This is a genomic window from Pontibacter sp. E15-1 (assembly GCF_022601975.1).
Taxonomy (GTDB): Bacteria; Bacteroidota; Bacteroidia; order Cytophagales; family Hymenobacteraceae; genus Pontibacter.
This window is the reverse complement of the sequence record NZ_JAKVIR010000016.1, coordinates 81,692-99,523: the sequence shown is the minus strand read 5'-3', so window position 1 is coordinate 99,523 and position 17,832 is coordinate 81,692. Positions and strand designations below refer to the sequence as shown.

Below are 17,832 nucleotides of genomic sequence, written 5' to 3'. Positions count from 1 at the left end.
TTTAGGTATGACAGGTGGTTTAAAGCGCAGGCTGCGCGAGCTATGTGTTTATACTTTACTGCTGCTGTTTGGCAGAATAAGAACCATTTGTTAGCGCGTTTTTGTACAGTCCGATTTCAGAGATGGTCGGGTTGAGCCGCGACGACTCAATGCGCAGCCTTACTTTGCTTGCGGTTACGGGCTCGAAACGCAACAGGCGCTTATACCCTACGGTAGTGCCCGCTGTAGCCTGTTGCCACTGCCCGTTTTGCCAGTACTCAAACGCAAACTTCTCAATGCGCTGGCCCACGCTGATGTTTTCCTGCAGCATCAGCACATCAAAGGTCTGCTCCCCGTCCAGCCGCAGCTCGATTACGGCAGTGGTGTCTTTCTCCGACTTAGTGGTGAAGTGTGTGTCATACTTCCCATCAAGTATGGCCATCTTATTCCTGCCACCCGAAACCTTCACTTTGGCGCCGCTTGCCAGGTTTTTGCCGAAGGTATCATCGCGCAGCTTTTTCCATTCCTGCAAGGCTTTTATATCACTCTCATGTATAAGTCCACGCGTGTCTGGCGGGATGTTGAGCAGGAGCACACCGTTGCGGCCCACCGAGCTGTAGTAAATATCCAGCAGTTTCTCCGGCGCCTTTACCTTATCGTCTTCGGCAGGATGGTAGAACCAGCCCGGGCGGATGGACACGTCTGTCTCGGCGGGGTACCACACCAGCCCCTTGGCATTTCGGATTTTTTCGCGGCTGCCCAATACCTCACCGCGCATGTCGCCGGCAGGTTTAAAGGCCACGGCCTGTTGCGAGGTGGCCGCTACAGAATTTTGGTCCAGGTTGTCGGCTGGCACCACGCTCCACTCCGTTTCGCGGCCATAGCCCGTCTCGGTGCCTACCCAGCGCACATCCGGCCCCATAATGGCGATGGTGGCCGTGGGCTGCAGTTTGCGGATGTGCTTATACCAGCGGTCAAAATCATATACTTGTCTCTTCCCGTTCGGCCCCTCGCCGTTGGCTCCGTCAAACCATACCTCGTCTATCTGCCCATAGTTGGTCAGTAGCTCGGTGAGCTGCTCTATAAACAGGTCGTTGTAGGCATCACTGCCGTAAACCGGCGAGTTCATGTCCCAGGGGGAGAGGTATACGCCAAAGCCAATGCCATACTCCTGGCACGCCTCGGCCACATCCCGCATCAGGTCGCCCTGCCCGTTTTTCCAGGGGCTGCTTTTAACAGAATGCCCTGTGGTGGCGGTGGGCCACAGGCAAAAGCCGTCGTGGTGCTTGGCCGTCAGGATAACCTGTTTGATGCCTGCCTCATTGGCCACGCGCACCCATTGGCGGGCGTCGAGCTGCGTCGGGTTAAATATTTTGGGGTCCTCCTTGCCGGTGCCCCACTCGCGGTTGGTAAAGGTGTTTACGCCCACATGAAAAAAGGCAGTTAGCTCCAGCTGCTGCCAGCGCAGCTGACGAGGCGTGGGCACTATGTTCGCGGCCTTCCGGACAATAGCAGCCTCTGTATCAGAAGGCTGCAAAATCATGAAGTTCGCTTTATCGGTTGTGTCCTGCGCATGAACGGGAGCAGAGGCAGCCAGTAAAAGCGATAAAAGGCCGGTCGTTATTTTTTTCATCCTGCTGTATGTATAAGTTGTACTTGAAGATTTCATACCTGTTAGTTTATACTTTAGCGTACTTCATCGGGCATGGGCACGGGTTTGCCTGTGCTTTTAACCATCGGCATCGGCGCGTTCCATTGGCGCAGTTGCTGGCTTAACTTAGCGGCTAAGGCTTTCACCCGTTTAGGGTGCTTTGTGGCTACATCTGTCGTCTCCCCGATATCAGACCTTAGATTATACAGCTCCAGCTTACCATCGCGCATATGGTAAACCAGTTTCCAGTCGCCTTCGCGGATGGCACTTTTATAGTTAATGCCGGGGCCGTCTTCCCGGGTCCATTTGTTGGGTATGTGCCAGATCAGGGCACGGTCTGCCGTTTTTTTAGGAGGGAACTTGAGTAGCGGCATAAAACTGATGCCATCTACCTGTTGCGCAGTTTTATACTGCTCCACCTGTGCCATCTCCAAAAGCGTCGGAAAGAAATCTTCAATGATGATAGGGGTATGGTTTACCGAAGCGGGCTTTACCACGCCCGGCCATTTCACAAGCATCGGCTCCCGGATGCCGCCTTCGTACACAGACCCTTTGCCCGCTCTGAGCGGAAGGTTTTGCGTGTGTGCCGCCCCGCGCCCGGCATAGGCCATGCTAAGGCCACCGTTGTCGCTCATAAAAATCAGTACGGTGTTGCTGGCCACTCCTTTTTCTTCCAGATAATCCATGATGTCGCCCAGGCTCTTGTCCATACCTTCCACCATGCTGGCATACATTGCATCGGTATTGCTTAATCCTGCATCCAGGTATTTCTGCATATAGCGCTTGTCCGGGTTGTATGGGTCGTGCACGGCGTAGTGCGACATGTGCAGGAAAAAGGGCTGCTTGTTCTGGATGGGCGCCTCCAGCGTCTTCAGGGCTTCCAGTGTCAACGCTTCTGTCAGGTATGTTTCGGTTCCGAAGTACTCCGCCATATCCGGCACCGCATGAATGTCGTACGGCTTGCCCTGTGCGTTGCCATAGTTCCGCTCGCCGAGGTAGCTAAGCGGACGACCGGCCACGTGACCTGCAATGTTCACCATAAAGCCCATGTTGTGCGGATTGGCTCCCGGGGTGCCTGCCCCTGCCCAATGCGCCTTGCCCACGTGTATGGTCATGTAGCCATGGTTTTTCAGGATCTTCGGGAAAGGCGTGGCATGTACCGTCTGCGGCACTCCCGCTACCGGGCTTAGTCCGTTCAGGTTCCAGGCAGCAAAGCCCATCTGCTCATCGGGGTTGTCAGAGTTCTGGCCTTTCCAGGGCGTGGTCCAGTTTGTGACGCCATGATGGGCTGCATTCATCCCGGTAAGCATACTTACCCGTGTGGGCGTACACACGGGCGTAGCATAAGCATTGGTAAACTTCATGCCTTCCCGGGCAAGGCGCTCCATGTTGGGCGTGTGGTAGCGCTGGTTCAAAGGGTATACCTTCTCTGCAAAGGGCACAGAAGTATCCATCCAGCCCATGTCGTCTACCATAAAAACCACCATATTGGGCCGCTCCTGCGCCTGGGTAGCCAAGGCAGGTAGTATAAGTGCAACCAGCAGAAAGCGTTTTTTCATTGTGTTCTTTTAAATATCAGCCGCGTAAGTAGCTATAGCACAGGCTTCTCAACTCGCGGCAGAACCGTTCTGGGGTTTCTCCTATCGTCGGAATGGGCCCGCATTGGTGGCCGCTTTAACAGTTATTTGCGTAGGGGTTGCCGTTAACCGGTAGCCTTCCGTTCCTAGTGCTCCCGACAGCTTTTTATCCAGTTCCAGGCTGATGGTGTTCTTTTTCGACTTGCCCGAGTTGGTAGCCAGACTTAGTTTATACCTACCTTGAAGCGCGCTGTAGGAAAGCGGCTTCTTTCTCTGCATTGGCAGCATACTGGATACTTTTTGCGTTGCCTATCTCAAACTGCCCTTTTGCTAGCTCTATTTTGTTAGGCCTCGGGATGATGTTTATTTCCTGCGCGCCAGCCTCAAAAGCAGCTATAAAAACAAGAAGTAGCAGGTATAAGATTTTTTTCATGGAGAGAGTTATTGGGGTATAAATAAGCTTACTGAACGGTCGGTTTAATTTGGTAAGCTGCCAAAATGGTGATGCCTGGCGTTGCTACGGATTCCTCTGCCTGCTGCTGCGGCAAGCGGCACAAACAGGATAAAGGCTATAAGGCTTCTGATGGTGTTCTTCATTTCAATCCAATCAGGGATTAGTGATGACCTGGGCTTCCTTCCGCATCTTTCCCTCGCTCACCCGCCAGCAGCGGGAAAGCAGGGTGCGCAGCATGCTCACGCGCCAGAATGCGCTCTATCTTCTTGACCGCTTCCGGGTGCGCTGTGCTGACATCCGTGGTTTCGGCAGGGTCCGTAGCGAGGTTAAACAGCTGCACCGGGGCCTTGCTGTTGGCAATCACCCCCAACCGCACCCCTTTCCAGTCGCCCATGCGCACGGCCTGCCGGCCGCCGTCCTCGTGAAACTCCCAGTACAGAAACTCATGCTGCGCCTGCTTGCCTTTGGAGGTTAGCGTGGGAAGGATAGAGATGCCGTCGATGCTTTGCGGGATGGGCTGGCCCGTTAGCGCGGCGAAGGTGGGCAGGAAATCCCAGAAGGCGCCGATGTAGTCCGACTGCCTTCCATTCTTGATCACGGCTGGCCAGCTCGCGATCACCGGCACCCTGATTCCGCCTTCGTACAGGTCACGTTTAATGCCTCTCAAACCGCCGCTACTGTCAAAGAACTCTGGCTGGTTTCCTCCCTCCCGGTGGGGGCCGTTGTCGCTGGCGAACACGATCAGCGTGTTTTGCTCGATGCCCTGCCTTTTCAGGGCCTGTACTACCTCGCCCACATAGGCATCTACTTTCGTTACCATGGCAGCATAGGCGGCTTTTGGATAGGCCTGCGGCTGATACCCCACACCTTTCCAGCCAGCGTCTACAGGTTGGGGCTGCTCCCTGAACTTGCGCTTATACATTTCAAACACCTCGTCGCCTTCCGGCAGCTGCAGCGCCGCGTGGGGCAAGGTATAGGCCAGGTACAGGAAGAAGGGCTTTTTGGCGTTGTCCGCCACAAAGTTTAGCGCTTTGTTTTGAATAATTCCGGCTGCATACTCTTGCTGGTTGGAGGGCGTGTTCCGGAGGTTTACCCGCTGTCCGTTGTCCCAAAGGTGGTCCGGGAAGAAGTTGTGCGACTGCCGCTGGCAGTTGTAGCCAAAAAACTGGTCGAACCCCTGCTTGTTAGGCTCCCCCGCCGAGCCGGGATACCCCAGCCCCCACTTGCCAAAGAGGCCCGTGGTATAGCCTGCCCGACGGAACATCTCGGCCATGGTGAAGGTGGAGTCGGGAATCGGATACTGTCCCTCGGGCTGGATCTCGAAGTTGCCCCGCACCGGTGTATGGCCCGTGTGCCTGCCTGTCATCAGGGAGGCCCTGGACGGCGCGCAGACGGACGTGCCCGCGTAAAACTGGGTGAAACGGATGCCATTGGCGGCCAGCTGATCAATATTGGGCGTCTGGATTAGTCTCTGTCCGTAGCTGCCCAAGTCACCGTAGCCCATGTCATCCACCAGGATGAAGACCACGTTGGGTTTTTGCTGGGCAAAGGCAGCCAGCGCCCAGCAACAGGTTAATAACAACAGGCTTAGTTTTTTCATACCTTTCATAGTGATGCGTTGTCAGCTATTTTTTTCTCCATCAGTTCATGGGCACCTTGATCATCATACTTGTCCACCAGGCCCTCGAGCTGTTTCCTGAGCCTGGCCGTGATTTTCTCATAGCCTTTCCTGCCGTAGAGGTTGTGCAGTTCCCTCGGGTCTTTCTGCAGGTCATACAACTCCCAGCTCTCCACTCTTTTGTAGAACCGGATAAGCTTGTAGCGGTCTGTCTTGATGCCGAAGTGCGGCGATACGGCGTGCTCGCCGTTCTCGTAATAGTGGTAGTAGAGGGCATCGCGCCCTTTTGCATTTTTGTCGGTCAGCACCGGCAGCATAGACGCTCCCTGCATGTCCCTGGGAATGGCCACCCCGGCCGCGTCCAGCATGGTAGGGGCAATGTCGAGGTTCATCACGAAATGATCAGACTTGGTGCCCGGCTTGATGACGCCTGGGTAGCGCACCAGAAGGGGCGTGCGAAACGACTCCTCATACATGAAGCGCTTGTCGAACCAGCCATGCTCGCCCAGGAAAAAGCCCTGGTCCGACATGTAAACCACAAGGGTGTTCTCGGCCAGACCGTGTTGCTCCAGATAGTCCAGGGTCCGGCCGATGTTGCGGTCCAGCGAGGCAGCCGTGCTCAAGTAGTCGCGCATGTAGCGCTGGTACTTCCATTCGGCCAGTTCCCGGCCCGTCAGGTTACGAGACTTCAGGTCCTGGTAGATGGGCTTGTAATAGGCGTCGAACTGCGCTTTTTGGGTTGGGCTCATGCGCCGCACGCTTCCCTCCCGGATACTGTCGTAGTCGGGGTACATCTTCAGGTCATACCCCATGATCATGTCCTCGGCCACAGACATCTCCTGCACCTGGGCCGCCTTGCGCCCGGCGTAACTGTCGTAGTATGTGTCGGGCACCGGAAAGGTCTTCTTGTCGAACATGCCGAAGTCGGCCGTGTCGGGCAGCCAAACGCGGTGGGTGGCCTTCTGGCCGATCACCAGACAAAAGGGCTTGTCTGTGTTCCGCCGGTCGAGCCACTGCTCCGCAAGGTCCTCTGTCACGTTGGTCACATAGCCCGCAACCGTCTTTTGGGTGCCATCCATCATCTGGAAGTCTGGGTTGTAATACTGCCCCTGCCCGGGGAGTACCTGCCAATAGTCAAAGCCCTGTGGCTCGGTTTCCAGGTGCCACTTGCCTATCCAGGCAGTCTGGTAACCGCCCTTGCGCAATTCTTTGATGAAGGTGTTCTGGCTGCCGTCGAAGCTGGAGTTCTCGTTGTCTTTGAAACCATTTTTGTGGCTGTATTTTCCTGTCAGGATCACCGCCCGGCTCGGCCCGCAGATCGAGTTGGTCACGTAGCCCCTGTTGAGCACAGCACCCCCTTTGGCGATGCGGTCGATGTTGGGCGTCTGCATCAGGTTGCCGCCGTAGGCGCTGATGGCCTGAAAGGCGTGATCGTCGGAGATGATGATGACGATGTTGGGCTGCTTGCCTTGCTGCTGCGCCAGGGCCGTCAGGCCCCATACAAGGCCAGCCATTAGTAGGATGAAGTGCTTTGTCATGGTTGGATGCATACTTAGGTATCTATTTTTTTGCCTGCTTTATTTGCTGCAGGAGCGCAGACAGTTCCTTCACCTTTTCCGGGTGCCGCGCCGCCACATTCTGCCGCTCGCCGATATCCTGACGCAGGTCGTAGAGCTGGGGGGCGGGGGAATTGCCGAGTTCTATATCAGTCAGTTCGTTGTAGGCCCTGCCGCTACCGGGCGCGATGTACTTCCAGTTGCCTTTTACGATGGCCAGCGTGCCGGCGTGTAGCACCAGCGCCTCCCGGCCCCGTTTGTCGGTGCCAAGCAGCGCTTTCAGCATGTCCTGGCTGTCGGGGGCATCCGTGGGGTCCAGCGGCTGCCGCAGCATTCCGGCGAAAGAGGCCAGCAGGTCTACCTGCGAGAGTAGCGCGGCCGACTCGGCTGGCTTCACCTTGCCTGGCCAGCTCACGATCCAGGGCACGCGCGTGCCCGCCTCAAAAGCACTGTATTTGCCGCCGCGCATGGAACCGGACGGTTGGTGCCCGTTCTGCCGGGTCACGGCCTCGTCCTGGTAGCCGTCGTCGAGCACAGGGCCATTGTCGCTGGTGAAGATGAGGAGCGTGTTATTGGCCAGGCCCAGGTGCTCCAGCTCCTTCATAATTTCGCCCACCGCCCAATCCAGCTGCAGAATGGCGTCGCCGCGGTAGCCAAGCCCGCTCTTGCCTTTGAACACAGTAGAGGGCATGCGCGGCACGTGGGGCTCCGTGAGGGAATAGAAGAGGAAAAAGGGCTTCTGCCGATGCTCCCCTATAAAGTCCTTTGCCTTTTGCAGAAAGGTAAGCGGCACCTCCTCATCGGTCCAGCGGGCCTTGGTGCCGCCACTCATGTAGCCGATGCGGCCGATGCCGTTCACGATGGTGTTGTCGTGGCCGTGGTTGGGCGAGGCCTTCATTTTCAGCAGCTCGGGGTGCTCGCTGCCAGTAGGGTCGTTGCCAACCTTGTTGCGGTAATCCACCCGGATCGGGTCTGAGGGGTCGAGGCCCACCACGCGGTGATTTTCCATGAACACGGTGGGCACCCTGTCGGCAGTGGCCGGAAAGATGAAGGCGTAGTCAAATCCGACCTCGTTGGGGCCCGGCTGAATGTCCTTGTTCCAGTCTTTCTCCACGGCGTCGCCCAGGCCCAGGTGCCACTTCCCGACGATGCCCGTCGCATACCCCGCCCGTTTGAACACGCCCGGCAGGGTGGCTTTGTCGGTGGGCACAATCAGGGCGGCGTCTCCCGGCAGCACGCCGGTGCCCTGCTTACGCCAGGGGTACTCGCCCGTCATCAGGGCATAGCGGGAAGGGGTGCAGGTGGCAGAGGTGGCGTAGCCGCGCGTAAAGCGCACGCCCTGGCTGGCCAGTCTATCCAGGTTGGGCGTGGTAATCTTGGTTGCGCCGTAGCTGCTCACATCCCCGTAGCCCAGGTCGTCGGCATAGATCAGGACCACATTGGGACGCTGTTGCGCAAAGGCTGCTGGTGCTAGCCCCGGTATAGCCAGTGGCAGCACCAGCCATAGCATTGGCAGGTATGCGCACAGGGTGATTCTAGGAAAGAGACAAAAGATTTTCATAAAAGAAACTACTTTTTCCAGTTCAGAAAAGCCCTTATTCTGGCTGTGCACGACTCTCGGCCGCGTAGGGCTGCATGTTTGTATCCGTCATTTTATCTGGCGCGCAACCCAGACTATAGGCTGGCCTGTTGCCCACTGTTTTGCTGGTATACCCTTACCCAATCCACCTCCATCTGAACGGGCAGGTCCTTGTCGTTGATGGTGCCTACCCAATTGCCGCCCAATGCCTGGTCGAGAATGATAAAGAAGTTCTCGTCGAAGGGCCACTGTCTGCTATCGGCGTTCTCTATTTTAGGGTAAGTGAAGGTTTTCTGGCCGTTCACGAAAAAATCGAGCCGGTCAGGGTACCACTCCAGCCCATAGGTATTGTACTCCTCCACCGCCAATGGTGCAGTGGCAAAGTATACCGGGTTTGTTTTCTGCTGCATCCTGTCGATGTAGTGGCTGTGCAGCGTTTGGTAGATGATGCTGTCGTGGTTGAGGTGCTCCATGATGTCTATCTCGCCGCTAGTGGGCCAGCCGCCATACCTGGCGTGCTGCGGCATGAGCCAGATGGCAGGCCAGGAGCCCTTGCCTTTCGAGAGTTTAGCCCGCACCTCCACTTTGCCATACCGAAAAGAGAACTTATCTTTTGTCTGGATACAGGCTGTTTTATACTTTACCGTGTCTGCCTTGTCCTGGCTCAGGATACCCCGCAGGTATAGCGTGCCGTCCTTCACAAAGGTTGTGGCCAACGTATCAGCGCAGTAACAGGCCCAGTCAGCGGACTTGCGCGATGCGAAGCCCCACTTAGCCGGGTCGGGCACGCCGTCTTTTTCAAACTCATCAGCCCATACCAGGGCCCAGTTTTCAGCTTCCCGGGTTTGTGGCATAACAGTGCAGCCAGCAGTAAAAACCATTATAAGGATTATTAACCGAATCTCCATATATAACTTTTTAGCAGGCAGCCTTTTGCAATTGCTCATGCGTCCTCATCGCATTCCCGACCGGATCGGATTTATGCTTTAGAGATACGCGCTACATCGCCTTCAAGCTGCCCGGGTAGTTTTCGTTTAGTTGCCTAGTAAAATTTTCCGTCATGTCCAGCCTGGCTGCTTTCGTCAAATTTCCCATTGACGTATACCCTCATCCAGTCCACTTCCATAAAGGCTTCCTCACCTACCTCTATCGTCGGTATAACACCAGTCCATGCGCCGATACAGTGTACTGCTAAAAAAGCATAAGGCCCCTGCGAAAAATCTTGAAAGCACGGCACCCTATACATGCTCCCGAGGTCCGGAACCTGAATAGCAGTGGTGCTGAACTGTTGCAGGGGTATGGAATGAAGAAGGTCTGTTGTTTTGCCATTGTCTAGACTACATAAGAGCATGTTTAAAATTTATCTTTTGGGCTACAAAACGTCCATCAAGGAACCTGACTTCACCTTTTCCGCTTCCAAAAATAAAATTTAAACATGCTCTAAGATACAGGGCAGGTATAAAATACCTACCCTGTATTGTCTTATAAAGGGTCTTTATTCTTTTGCTCCTTCATTGGCCTGAAGCGGCCAGAAAGGGTTCTGATAAATCACTGAGGTTTCGACGCCATCCTGCGAGGTAATGAGGAAGTGCTGTATGGCAATAGGCTCCAGATAGTGAGCGTAAGCCCAGCGATAGCCGTCTTTTACCAGGTTGCTCGGTGCCAGGTTTACCCGGTAAGGCCGCAGGTATTGGCTTTCCGATTGCTTGGAAACATTAGCCGTTTTTCCCGGAGTGTCCGCCTCAATCAGGCGCGAGTTCCCTTCCTCATCTTTATACCACTCCTGCATGGGTCCCCATACTTTAAATCCCTCTACAATATAAGGGTCGGTTTTCAGCTGGTCCAGGGCTCTCCAGCGCTTCAGGTCGGTATAGCGCATGCCTTCCGCCACTAGCTCGCTCCGGCGCTCCCGACGGATGTTGTACAGTGTCGCGTCAGTTAATAGCTTTCCTGCAGAATATGCAGCCAAATCGTCATTGGATTCCTGCTGCATGTTTGTGGCCATTACAGTAGCCCTGAAGTCGGGGTTAACGCCTGCGCGCTCACGGATGGCAGCCCAGTATTGCTCGGCTTGCCCGCTGACGCTTCCCTCTTTCAGGTAAGCGGCTTCGATGTAGTTCAGGTAGGCCTCTACAGCCCGAAACACGATACTCCCTGTAGATCCTCTGCTCCCCTCAGACTCAGCAGCCAGGTACGACATGCCTTTTTTAACAGAGTAACCGGTCACATCGCGGGTTTCCTCTAAGCCGATAATATCGGGCTTGTCTATCAGCACTGGGGTGCCATCTGCATTTGCCTTATCTACATAACGCAGCTCCCCCGGGGCCTTCATGAACAGCTGCAGGCGGTTGTCGCGCTCCACCTTCACATCCGCGATATAATCATCCCCTTTGTAGCCAGAGCCTGCCGCATAAATCGGCAAACCATTGCTCATCAGGAAATTATCCACCAGGCCTCTGGTATACCCCGTGTTTGCCCCATTCTGGTTGATGTAATGGTTCACGTTATGGTTGATGCCCAGCGTGGGGTCATACTGGCGCCATAGCAGCACTTCGCTGTACCTGCTTAGGTCACGGTCGCCAAACATTGAAAAATAAGGGTTTGTGGAGGAGTTATACCCATTCCCTTTCTTGTTCTCAACCAGCGGTATGGCATCTGCCACCGCGGCCGACGCTTCCATGGCCTGCGTCAGGAAGAAGTCTATCTCGGCGTCTATATTAATGCTGAAGTTCTCGACCTTGCCCTGGCCTGGCCAGCCTGGTCCGCCGGGTACATGCGCCGTCCCTTTGTGGTACATCAGCCAGGTGGCCTCGTGCAGTGCCACCCGCGACTTGAACAGCTGCGCGGCGTATTTCGAAATGCGGTTCGTGCCTCCCGGAGGGGCTGTGCTCAACAACTGTATGGCCGAATCGAGGTCAGCGATGACAAACCGCGCCACTTCGTTTCGCGGCCTGCGCTTAGAGGCCTGCGTAAGCTCCTCCTTTTGGTCTTTAAGTGTTTTCTTGATGATCGGGAAATCCCCGAACGCCTGCACTTTCCCAAAGTATTCGTACGCCCGCAGGAAGTAGCCTTCCCCCACATAATGGGCAACCATGTTTGCGTTGCCGGTAATTTTGCCATCCTTCCAACGGGGCACAACGGTTTCCAGAAAGTAGTTTGCCTGGCGTATGTCTCCAAAGTTCCAGCCGCCGCCAGACTGCGGCACACGCCACTCACCCGGGACCCATCGGTCAGAGGAATTGGTAGTTGCCTGGTTGTCCGTGTGGTTGTCAAACCCATAAATCCCTGGCCCCCAACCTCCATGGGTCGGAAAATCATACTGGTTTATGGTATAAGCCGCCAGGTCGGCCTCACTCCAAAGATAATTGGAGGGTGTCACATCAGACAGTGGCTCCCGGTCTAAAAACTCATCGCAACCGCTAAGGCCAAGAAAGGCCAGGCAAGCCAGTACCGTGTTTATTTTTTTATTGATCAGTCGTTTCATTCTTTCGGTTGATTAAAAGTTAAGGTTAAGGCCAACAGAATACACCTTCGCAAACGGATAGGTCTTTCCGTCATTCCACCCGTTCAAGCCTACAGACTCTGGGTCAAAGATGTCTATCATCTTTGAGAAGGTCAGCAGGTTTTCTCCGGACACATAGACTCTTGCACGGGAGACACCCGCCACAGAAGTCAGGTTTTTCGGAAGCGTGTAGCCCAGCTGCATATTCTTGAGCCTGAGGTAGGCCGCACTCTGCATAAAGCGTGTCTGCGTCTGCTGATTTTTCCCTGTGTTGAAATAGGGCTTTGGGTAATAGGCATCCAGGTTCACATCGGCCACACCAGCCTTCACCATTGGCGAGTCCTCATCACGGAAAAAGTCCATGTGCTCTTCAAAGCCTGCAGACTGCCACATACCACCACTGGCGCCCCAGAAATAAGGTCCGTTAGGCATATAGTCGCGTTTGCCCACGCCTTGCATAAACACCCTTATGTCAAAGCCTTTCCAGTCACCAGTCAGGTCTAAGCTGAATTTGTATCTGGGCATGCTGTTCCCGATGATCGATCTGTCGCCGGTCTCACCCAACACTCCTTTTCCTGCGTCAACCTTTCCATCACCGTTCAGGTCGGCATACATGATATCGCCTGCACCCCACTTGCTTCCCAGCGCGTTTTGGTTGACTTTTTCAAGATGGGCATCCATTTCTTCCTGTGTCTTCGCGATGCCAACCGTGGTATACCCCCATATCTCTCCCACTCTTCTGCCATCATACCAGTTGCTGATATTCCCGGTCTCGTTCGGGTATTTGGTGACGCGTTGCTGGTCATCGGCAAGCACGGCACGCACGCCATACCCAAAGTCGCCGAGCCTGTCGTTCCAGCTGGCCTCTATTTCAAAGCCATAGGATTCCATGTCCGCATTGTTTATGCGCGGAACCGCGGTTCCTAAAGTCACCGGCAACTCTGGGGCTGGGCCCACCATATCAAAGGTCTTGCGCTTAAAATAGTCGAAGTTCAGGCTCAGGCGGTTGCTGAGCATGCCTAAATCGAGTCCGGCATTCCAGTTGGTTACTCTCTCCCAGGTGAGCAGGCTACTTACCAGGCCGGGAGCACTGGCCACATTGGTTTTCTGACCATCCAGCAGCCAGCTGCCAGTACCTACGCTCACAGGCATCGTGGCATAAAAAGGGTACCAGTTATTTGTGTTTTGGTTCCCGAGCTCACCGTAAGAGCCCCTAACCTTTAACAACTGGATAAAATTGTCGAACGACCAGAAATCTTCGCGGGCAACGTTCCAGCCAGCCGAAACAGATGGGAACATGTTCCAACGCTTGTCCCTTACAAACCGGGAGCTGCCATCGTATCGGGCGTTCAGCTCAAGCAGGTAACGCTCTTTGTAGTTATAGTTCAGTCGGCCGAAAAATCCAGCGATGGCCCAATGCTGGTATTGTCCCTCATCGGCTCTGCTGTTGTCAGTTGCCGTGTTGATGGTAGGGAGAGAAGGCGTAATCAGGCCGCTGCGGGAGGCAGCCAGCGTGCGGAATTTCGTCAGCTCTGAGTTAAATCCGCCCAACACCTTAAAGCTGTGGCCGTCACGGATTTTAAACTCGTAGTCAGAGTAGATATTGGAGCTGAAATAGTTCTCTTTTTGCGCGTACTCATACACAGAGCTATACCCGGCTGAATTCCATCCTACGGGAATTGCGAACTGCTCACCAGCCACATCATTGGCAAAAGCAGGCAACACGTCACTGTGGTAGTTCCTGTTCAGGATTCTATAGTTTCCGTTAGCCACGATGTTCCAGCCACTGGCCGGGGTGAGCGTCAGTTGGGCTTGCTGGTAAATCCAGTCCTTTTGCTCAAGCACGCGGCCACCCTCTCTCAACTGGGCTATTTCACTGGGGTCAGACCAATTCCCGTTTGGGTCACGCGCCGGAACAGTAGGCCAACGACGGGCTATGTTATGATAGAACAAATCAGTTTGGTGCGTTGCCTTGGTGAAGTCTTCCCGGATATACCTGGAGGTATAGTTGAACTTGGCAAACTTGCTTATTTCCGTGCTTATTTTACCGGTAAGGGTATAGCGCTGAAACTCGTCACCTGCGTGGCGGGTCAAGCCTCCCTGATCCAGGTATCCCCCCGACGCGTAGAACTGTGTTTTCTCAGAGCCTCCGTTTACATTAACTGAGTGCTCCTGCGAGAAGGAACGGCTTTTATAATGCTCCTTAAACCAATCGGTGTTGCCGTTAGACCCGGTATAATACTGGAACCTGTCGCCACTCTGATTAGGCACCGTGCTGAAGTCGATTTCTCCCTTCTGGTACTGCACAATCCGGTCTAGCACTTCCTGTGAGAACTTGGCGCCCTCCCCTCCGTTGGCTGCCGCCTCGTTCCAATACAGGGCGAAGGTATGGGAATCCATCATGGTAGGCAGGCCCATTGGCTCTGCGCTCCGAAAACTGTTGTTGTACCCAACGCTCGTTTTTCCGGCCTTACCCTTTTTGGTTGTGACCAGAATCACGCCGAACGGCGCCCTGGAGCCATAAATGGAGGCTGCGGCCGCGTCTTTCAACACCGTCACCGACTCAATGTCCTGCGGGTTGATGGCGTTCAGGTTGCCCTCCATACCATCGATGAGCACCAGTGCGGCGCTACTGGAACCAGAACCTATCGTGCCGGCGCCCCTGATGTTAAAGCTGAGCGGCTGATTTAACTCCCCTCCTAATCCGCTTGTCTGCACGTTCAGTCCGGGTATGATGCCCTGCAGTGCCTGGCTTACGTTCTGAACTGGCCTTGAATCCAATTTCTCGGCACCAATTGTCGAGACAGAGCCTGTGAGGTTCGCTTTCTTTTGCTCCCCATACCCCACTATGACCACTTCTTCCAGGGTTTTGGTGTCCTCCCGCAGCGTCACGGTCACCATGGCCTGGCCGTTAACCGGAACTTCCTGCGTCAGATAGCCAATGTAAGAGAACACCAGCGTGCCGGTGCCGTTGGGCACATTCAGGCTAAAGGTGCCCTCTACTCCCGTGGCCACACCGGTTTGTGTGCCTTTTAATACGACGGTGACACCAGGAAGTGGATTCCCATCTTGTGAGATTACCTTCCCCTGCACGGCGGTTACCTGCCTCGGGGGGCTGGTGGTTGTGCTTTTGGCCAGCCTCGATTGCTGGCCAGGGTCTTTCGTCCCGGAGAGGGCCAGTACCTGGCTATTGGCTGGCCCACTCATGGAGGCAGCCAATAACAGCAGAATGGATAATCTAGTAGATTTTTTCATAAGGCACTATCTTTAGTTAGTATTCGATTAAATCAGTCAGGTTTTTTTATTTCGATGGGAGGCTATTTGGGTAGAATGGAATATTGGACTAGAGGCTATGCACAGACTATTGAGACACTTAGGAACGCATATATCATTATGTCATACATTACTTTGTATGACACTGAAAAACACCCTCTTAAGCTTTCAATGAAACAAATTTAACAGAAATAACAGAACACACAATAGATATCGTGTAATAATGTGCGCGAACACGCAATTTTTATGTAATACATATAACTGTTTTAATTACACGTTCACCCACAGGAACAGTCTATTGTTCAAAAAACGCTCCTGGTGGCATCATCATGAACCTGTTCCCTAAATGCCAGGAGGCTTGTGCTTCGCGCGGGTGTTCACGCAAAGCACAAGCCTCCTGGCATCTCAAACCCTGCTTTTATATAGCAGGGCACTTATAATTAGCAGGGCACTTATAATCGCTTATATAATCAGGCTAAACATCCGGTTGCCATGCGCCCAAAGGAGATAAAAGGTGTCGACGGGTAAGCGCCGTGTGCCTTTAGGGCAGTGAAGGAGTAGGTGTGAGGTATAAATCAGGCATGAAGACACATTCCATTAAAAAAGGGTTGGGCCACCCGCTTCTACAGAAGCAGGTGGCCCAACCCTTTTCACTCATAACTCTTTTAAGGTAAAGTCGACTCCGCCTAAGCGGAATCTGACTGCATTTTAGGCGCTATTACTTTTGCTTCGCCCACCACAGCGGTGTTGCCACGGCATCTTCTCCACCCAGGAACTTCACTGCCTCCATATAGCCCGCCGGGTTTGTGTTCTGCAAGCTAGATGGGTATTTCAGGCGCTGCGGGAAAAACTGCACGCTACTGTTCTGGTAATTGGCAGACGTCAGGGCTGGCAGATCAGGAAGTGGGTTTTCTACAGCCGGGTTCTCGAAGAACGGCAAGCCCAGTCTTCTGTGGTCGTTCCACGCCTCCAGCGGTAGCCACGGGAACTGCGCGAGGTACTTCTGCGTGATGATCTTTGTGAGACGATCATTCTTGACGTTTCCGTTCTTGTACAGGTGGTTGTCCGGGTATTTGATAGTGGCCACTTCGGTTGCACCCGTATAGCCGTTCTCATACTGCATGGTATACGTTGCCGAAGGCTCGGCCGTATGATTCCAGCTCACAGACGTGCCGTTCCGGTTATACTCTTCCGAGGACAAGTAATCATTCTGTGGCACGTTCCAGTATTCAAAGTTGCTCAGGATACCCGCCTCATAGGCCTCCTGCCCGGAGAGCGGAGTGTTCCAGCCACGCTCGGCTGCCTCTGCCAGCAGGAAGTATGTTTCCCAAGGGCCAAAGAAAACACGCTCGCTCTGGCTTCCTCTAAACTCCTGAGACATGCGTGGAATGGTGCCCTGAAAAGAGTAAACCCTGTTTTTGGCACCCTTGGCGCCCCAGGAGCCGTTTCCAGCCGGGTTCCAGGTATTGGTAGCGTTAATCTCCTTCACCACGTTACCGTTATCATCCAGTAACTGGCGATTTGTGTTTCTGGCATTGGTTGTCCAGGAGGGGTAGTTGCTGAAGTTAGGATTTGAGAAATCGCCGGGTATGATGAACGCCTCGTAGGCACGCGGGTCTATGGCATGCGGCAAGCCATTAAACCAGTAGCCTGCAGACGGGTTGTTGGTTTTGGTTGCAAAGTGATCCTCAAACTTCTGCCCCATCCAGTTAGCAGGCTTGATTGCAGCGTGGTATGAAGCCCCAAGCTGCTTTTCTGACGCTACTCCTCCAAGGTTAAAATAGGTGTTGAACAGCGTTTGGGACAAGTATTGTGAGTTCCACTCACGGCTCATCACACCCGTGAGTGCATCCCAGCCCGGCTTTTCCTTTACTTTAAACATGTCGCCACTGGCCATGATCAGATCATTGGTGGCAGCGGCAGCCTCAAACTCGGCCTTTGCCTTGTCAGGGTCTACCTCAGAAAGCCGCATGGCCAGGCGCAGGCGCAGCGAGTTAGCGTACTTTCTCCAATTGGCGAAATCATAGGCATAGGCAGGGTCCAGTTTCCTCAGACCTTCTGTAGTTGCCACCGAAGCATCTAGTTTAGCGCTTGCCTCTGTCAGTTCCTCCAGCACATAATAATACACCTCCTTCTCGCTCGAAAACTCGGGGTTCTCGCCCTGGAAAGCCGTAATCGGAATCGGGCCGAAGTTATCGGACATTTCGCTCATGAGGTAGGCTCTCCAGATACGGGCCACCTGCAGCAGGTTTTCTGTGTATGGCTGCGTATTGCCAGAGCTGATGTGCCCGTTGGCAATTTCGATGGCGGTGTTCGCGGCATTGAGCCAGCTGGCTACCTGATTATAGTAAGCTGTGGTCCAGCCATCGTTATACCCTCCGGCAGAAAGGCTGGAGCCTTCCTGATAGTGCGCGGCTACCTTCCAGTATAGTATAAAAGAACGTTCCGCTACGTCGGGGTTCATCTGTGCGTTTATAATGGAGTTGTTGATAAAGTACTCCACCTGCACCTGATCCGCGCTGGCCGCTACGGGGTTCACGTTTATCTCTTCAAAATCGTTACACGAGGTCAGCAACAAACCTGCTGCCATCAGTACCCATGATTTTCTCAGTATATTTTTCATAATAACAATGCAGTTTATTG

11 protein-coding genes are annotated in these 17,832 nt (G+C 54.1%); all 11 read right to left on the bottom strand.

The window, feature by feature from the left end:
* Window positions 1-55: 55 nt before the first annotated feature.
* The 11 genes from MKJ04_RS12750 to MKJ04_RS12705 all read right to left on the bottom strand — a co-directional run bounded on the left by MKJ04_RS12750 (window position 56) and on the right by MKJ04_RS12705 (window position 17,812).
* Window positions 56-1,612 (bottom strand): alpha-L-fucosidase, encoded by a 1,557-nt coding sequence (locus MKJ04_RS12750; protein WP_241642031.1) that lies wholly within the window; start codon window positions 1,610-1,612, stop codon window positions 56-58.
* Window positions 1,613-1,665: 53 nt separating this feature from the next.
* Window positions 1,666-3,189, bottom strand: coding sequence for a sulfatase (locus MKJ04_RS12745; RefSeq protein WP_241642030.1), 1,524 nt, complete (start codon window positions 3,187-3,189; stop codon window positions 1,666-1,668).
* An 81-nt stretch (window positions 3,190-3,270) separates the two neighbouring features.
* On the bottom strand, window positions 3,271-3,486 hold the full coding sequence (locus MKJ04_RS22965) for a glycoside hydrolase family 20 zincin-like fold domain-containing protein (protein ID WP_410896824.1): 216 nt from the start codon (window positions 3,484-3,486) through the stop codon (window positions 3,271-3,273).
* The gene (locus MKJ04_RS12740) at window positions 3,443-3,640 is read right to left on the bottom strand and encodes a glycoside hydrolase family 20 zincin-like fold domain-containing protein (RefSeq protein WP_241642029.1); all 198 of its coding nucleotides are present in this window, start codon (window positions 3,638-3,640) and stop codon (window positions 3,443-3,445) included. Before MKJ04_RS12740 ends, MKJ04_RS22965 begins: the two co-directional genes overlap by 44 nt.
* Before the next feature lie 181 nt (window positions 3,641-3,821).
* A complete protein-coding gene (locus MKJ04_RS12735; RefSeq protein ID WP_241642028.1) occupies window positions 3,822-5,261 on the bottom strand; it encodes an arylsulfatase in 1,440 nt (479 codons plus the stop codon).
* A 5-nt stretch (window positions 5,262-5,266) separates the two neighbouring features.
* Window positions 5,267-6,817, bottom strand: a complete 1,551-nt coding sequence (locus MKJ04_RS12730) for a sulfatase (protein WP_241642027.1) — start codon at window positions 6,815-6,817, stop codon at window positions 5,267-5,269.
* Window positions 6,818-6,839: 22 nt separating this feature from the next.
* Window positions 6,840-8,396: a sulfatase family protein gene (locus MKJ04_RS12725; protein WP_241642026.1), complete on the bottom strand. Its 1,557-nt coding sequence runs from the start codon at window positions 8,394-8,396 to the stop codon at window positions 6,840-6,842.
* 113 nt (window positions 8,397-8,509) lie between these two features.
* Window positions 8,510-9,268 carry a glycoside hydrolase family 16 protein gene (locus MKJ04_RS12720; protein ID WP_241642025.1) on the bottom strand — a complete coding sequence of 253 codons (759 nt, stop codon included), beginning with the start codon at window positions 9,266-9,268 and terminating at the stop codon, window positions 8,510-8,512.
* Between the two features lie 641 nt (window positions 9,269-9,909).
* Window positions 9,910-11,898 carry a RagB/SusD family nutrient uptake outer membrane protein gene (locus tag MKJ04_RS12715; protein WP_241642024.1) on the bottom strand — a complete coding sequence of 663 codons (1,989 nt, stop codon included), beginning with the start codon at window positions 11,896-11,898 and terminating at the stop codon, window positions 9,910-9,912.
* A 12-nt stretch (window positions 11,899-11,910) separates the two neighbouring features.
* Window positions 11,911-15,171 (bottom strand): SusC/RagA family TonB-linked outer membrane protein, encoded by a 3,261-nt coding sequence (locus MKJ04_RS12710; RefSeq protein WP_241642023.1) that lies wholly within the window; start codon window positions 15,169-15,171, stop codon window positions 11,911-11,913.
* 736 nt (window positions 15,172-15,907) lie between these two features.
* Window positions 15,908-17,812 (bottom strand): SusD/RagB family nutrient-binding outer membrane lipoprotein, encoded by a 1,905-nt coding sequence (locus MKJ04_RS12705; protein WP_241642022.1) that lies wholly within the window; start codon window positions 17,810-17,812, stop codon window positions 15,908-15,910.
* Window positions 17,813-17,832 lie beyond the last annotated feature (20 nt).

Coding starts and splice junctions, on each gene's coding strand:
- MKJ04_RS12730 (WP_241642027.1), bottom strand. CDS start 6,817: ATGACAAAGCACTTCATCCTACTAATGGCTGGCCTTGTATGGGGCCTG.
- MKJ04_RS12715 (WP_241642024.1), bottom strand. CDS start 11,898: ATGAAACGACTGATCAATAAAAAAATAAACACGGTACTGGCTTGCCTG.
- MKJ04_RS12745 (WP_241642030.1), bottom strand. CDS start 3,189: ATGAAAAAACGCTTTCTGCTGGTTGCACTTATACTACCTGCCTTGGCT.
- MKJ04_RS12740 (WP_241642029.1), bottom strand. CDS start 3,640: ATGAAAAAAATCTTATACCTGCTACTTCTTGTTTTTATAGCTGCTTTT.
- MKJ04_RS22965 (WP_410896824.1), bottom strand. CDS start 3,486: ATGCAGAGAAAGAAGCCGCTTTCCTACAGCGCGCTTCAAGGTAGGTAT.
- MKJ04_RS12750 (WP_241642031.1), bottom strand. CDS start 1,612: ATGAAAAAAATAACGACCGGCCTTTTATCGCTTTTACTGGCTGCCTCT.
- MKJ04_RS12720 (WP_241642025.1), bottom strand. CDS start 9,268: ATGCCACAAACCCGGGAAGCTGAAAACTGGGCCCTGGTATGGGCTGAT.
- MKJ04_RS12735 (WP_241642028.1), bottom strand. CDS start 5,261: ATGAAAAAACTAAGCCTGTTGTTATTAACCTGTTGCTGGGCGCTGGCT.
- MKJ04_RS12725 (WP_241642026.1), bottom strand. CDS start 8,396: ATGAAAATCTTTTGTCTCTTTCCTAGAATCACCCTGTGCGCATACCTG.
- MKJ04_RS12710 (WP_241642023.1), bottom strand. CDS start 15,171: ATGAAAAAATCTACTAGATTATCCATTCTGCTGTTATTGGCTGCCTCC.
- MKJ04_RS12705 (WP_241642022.1), bottom strand. CDS start 17,812: ATGAAAAATATACTGAGAAAATCATGGGTACTGATGGCAGCAGGTTTG.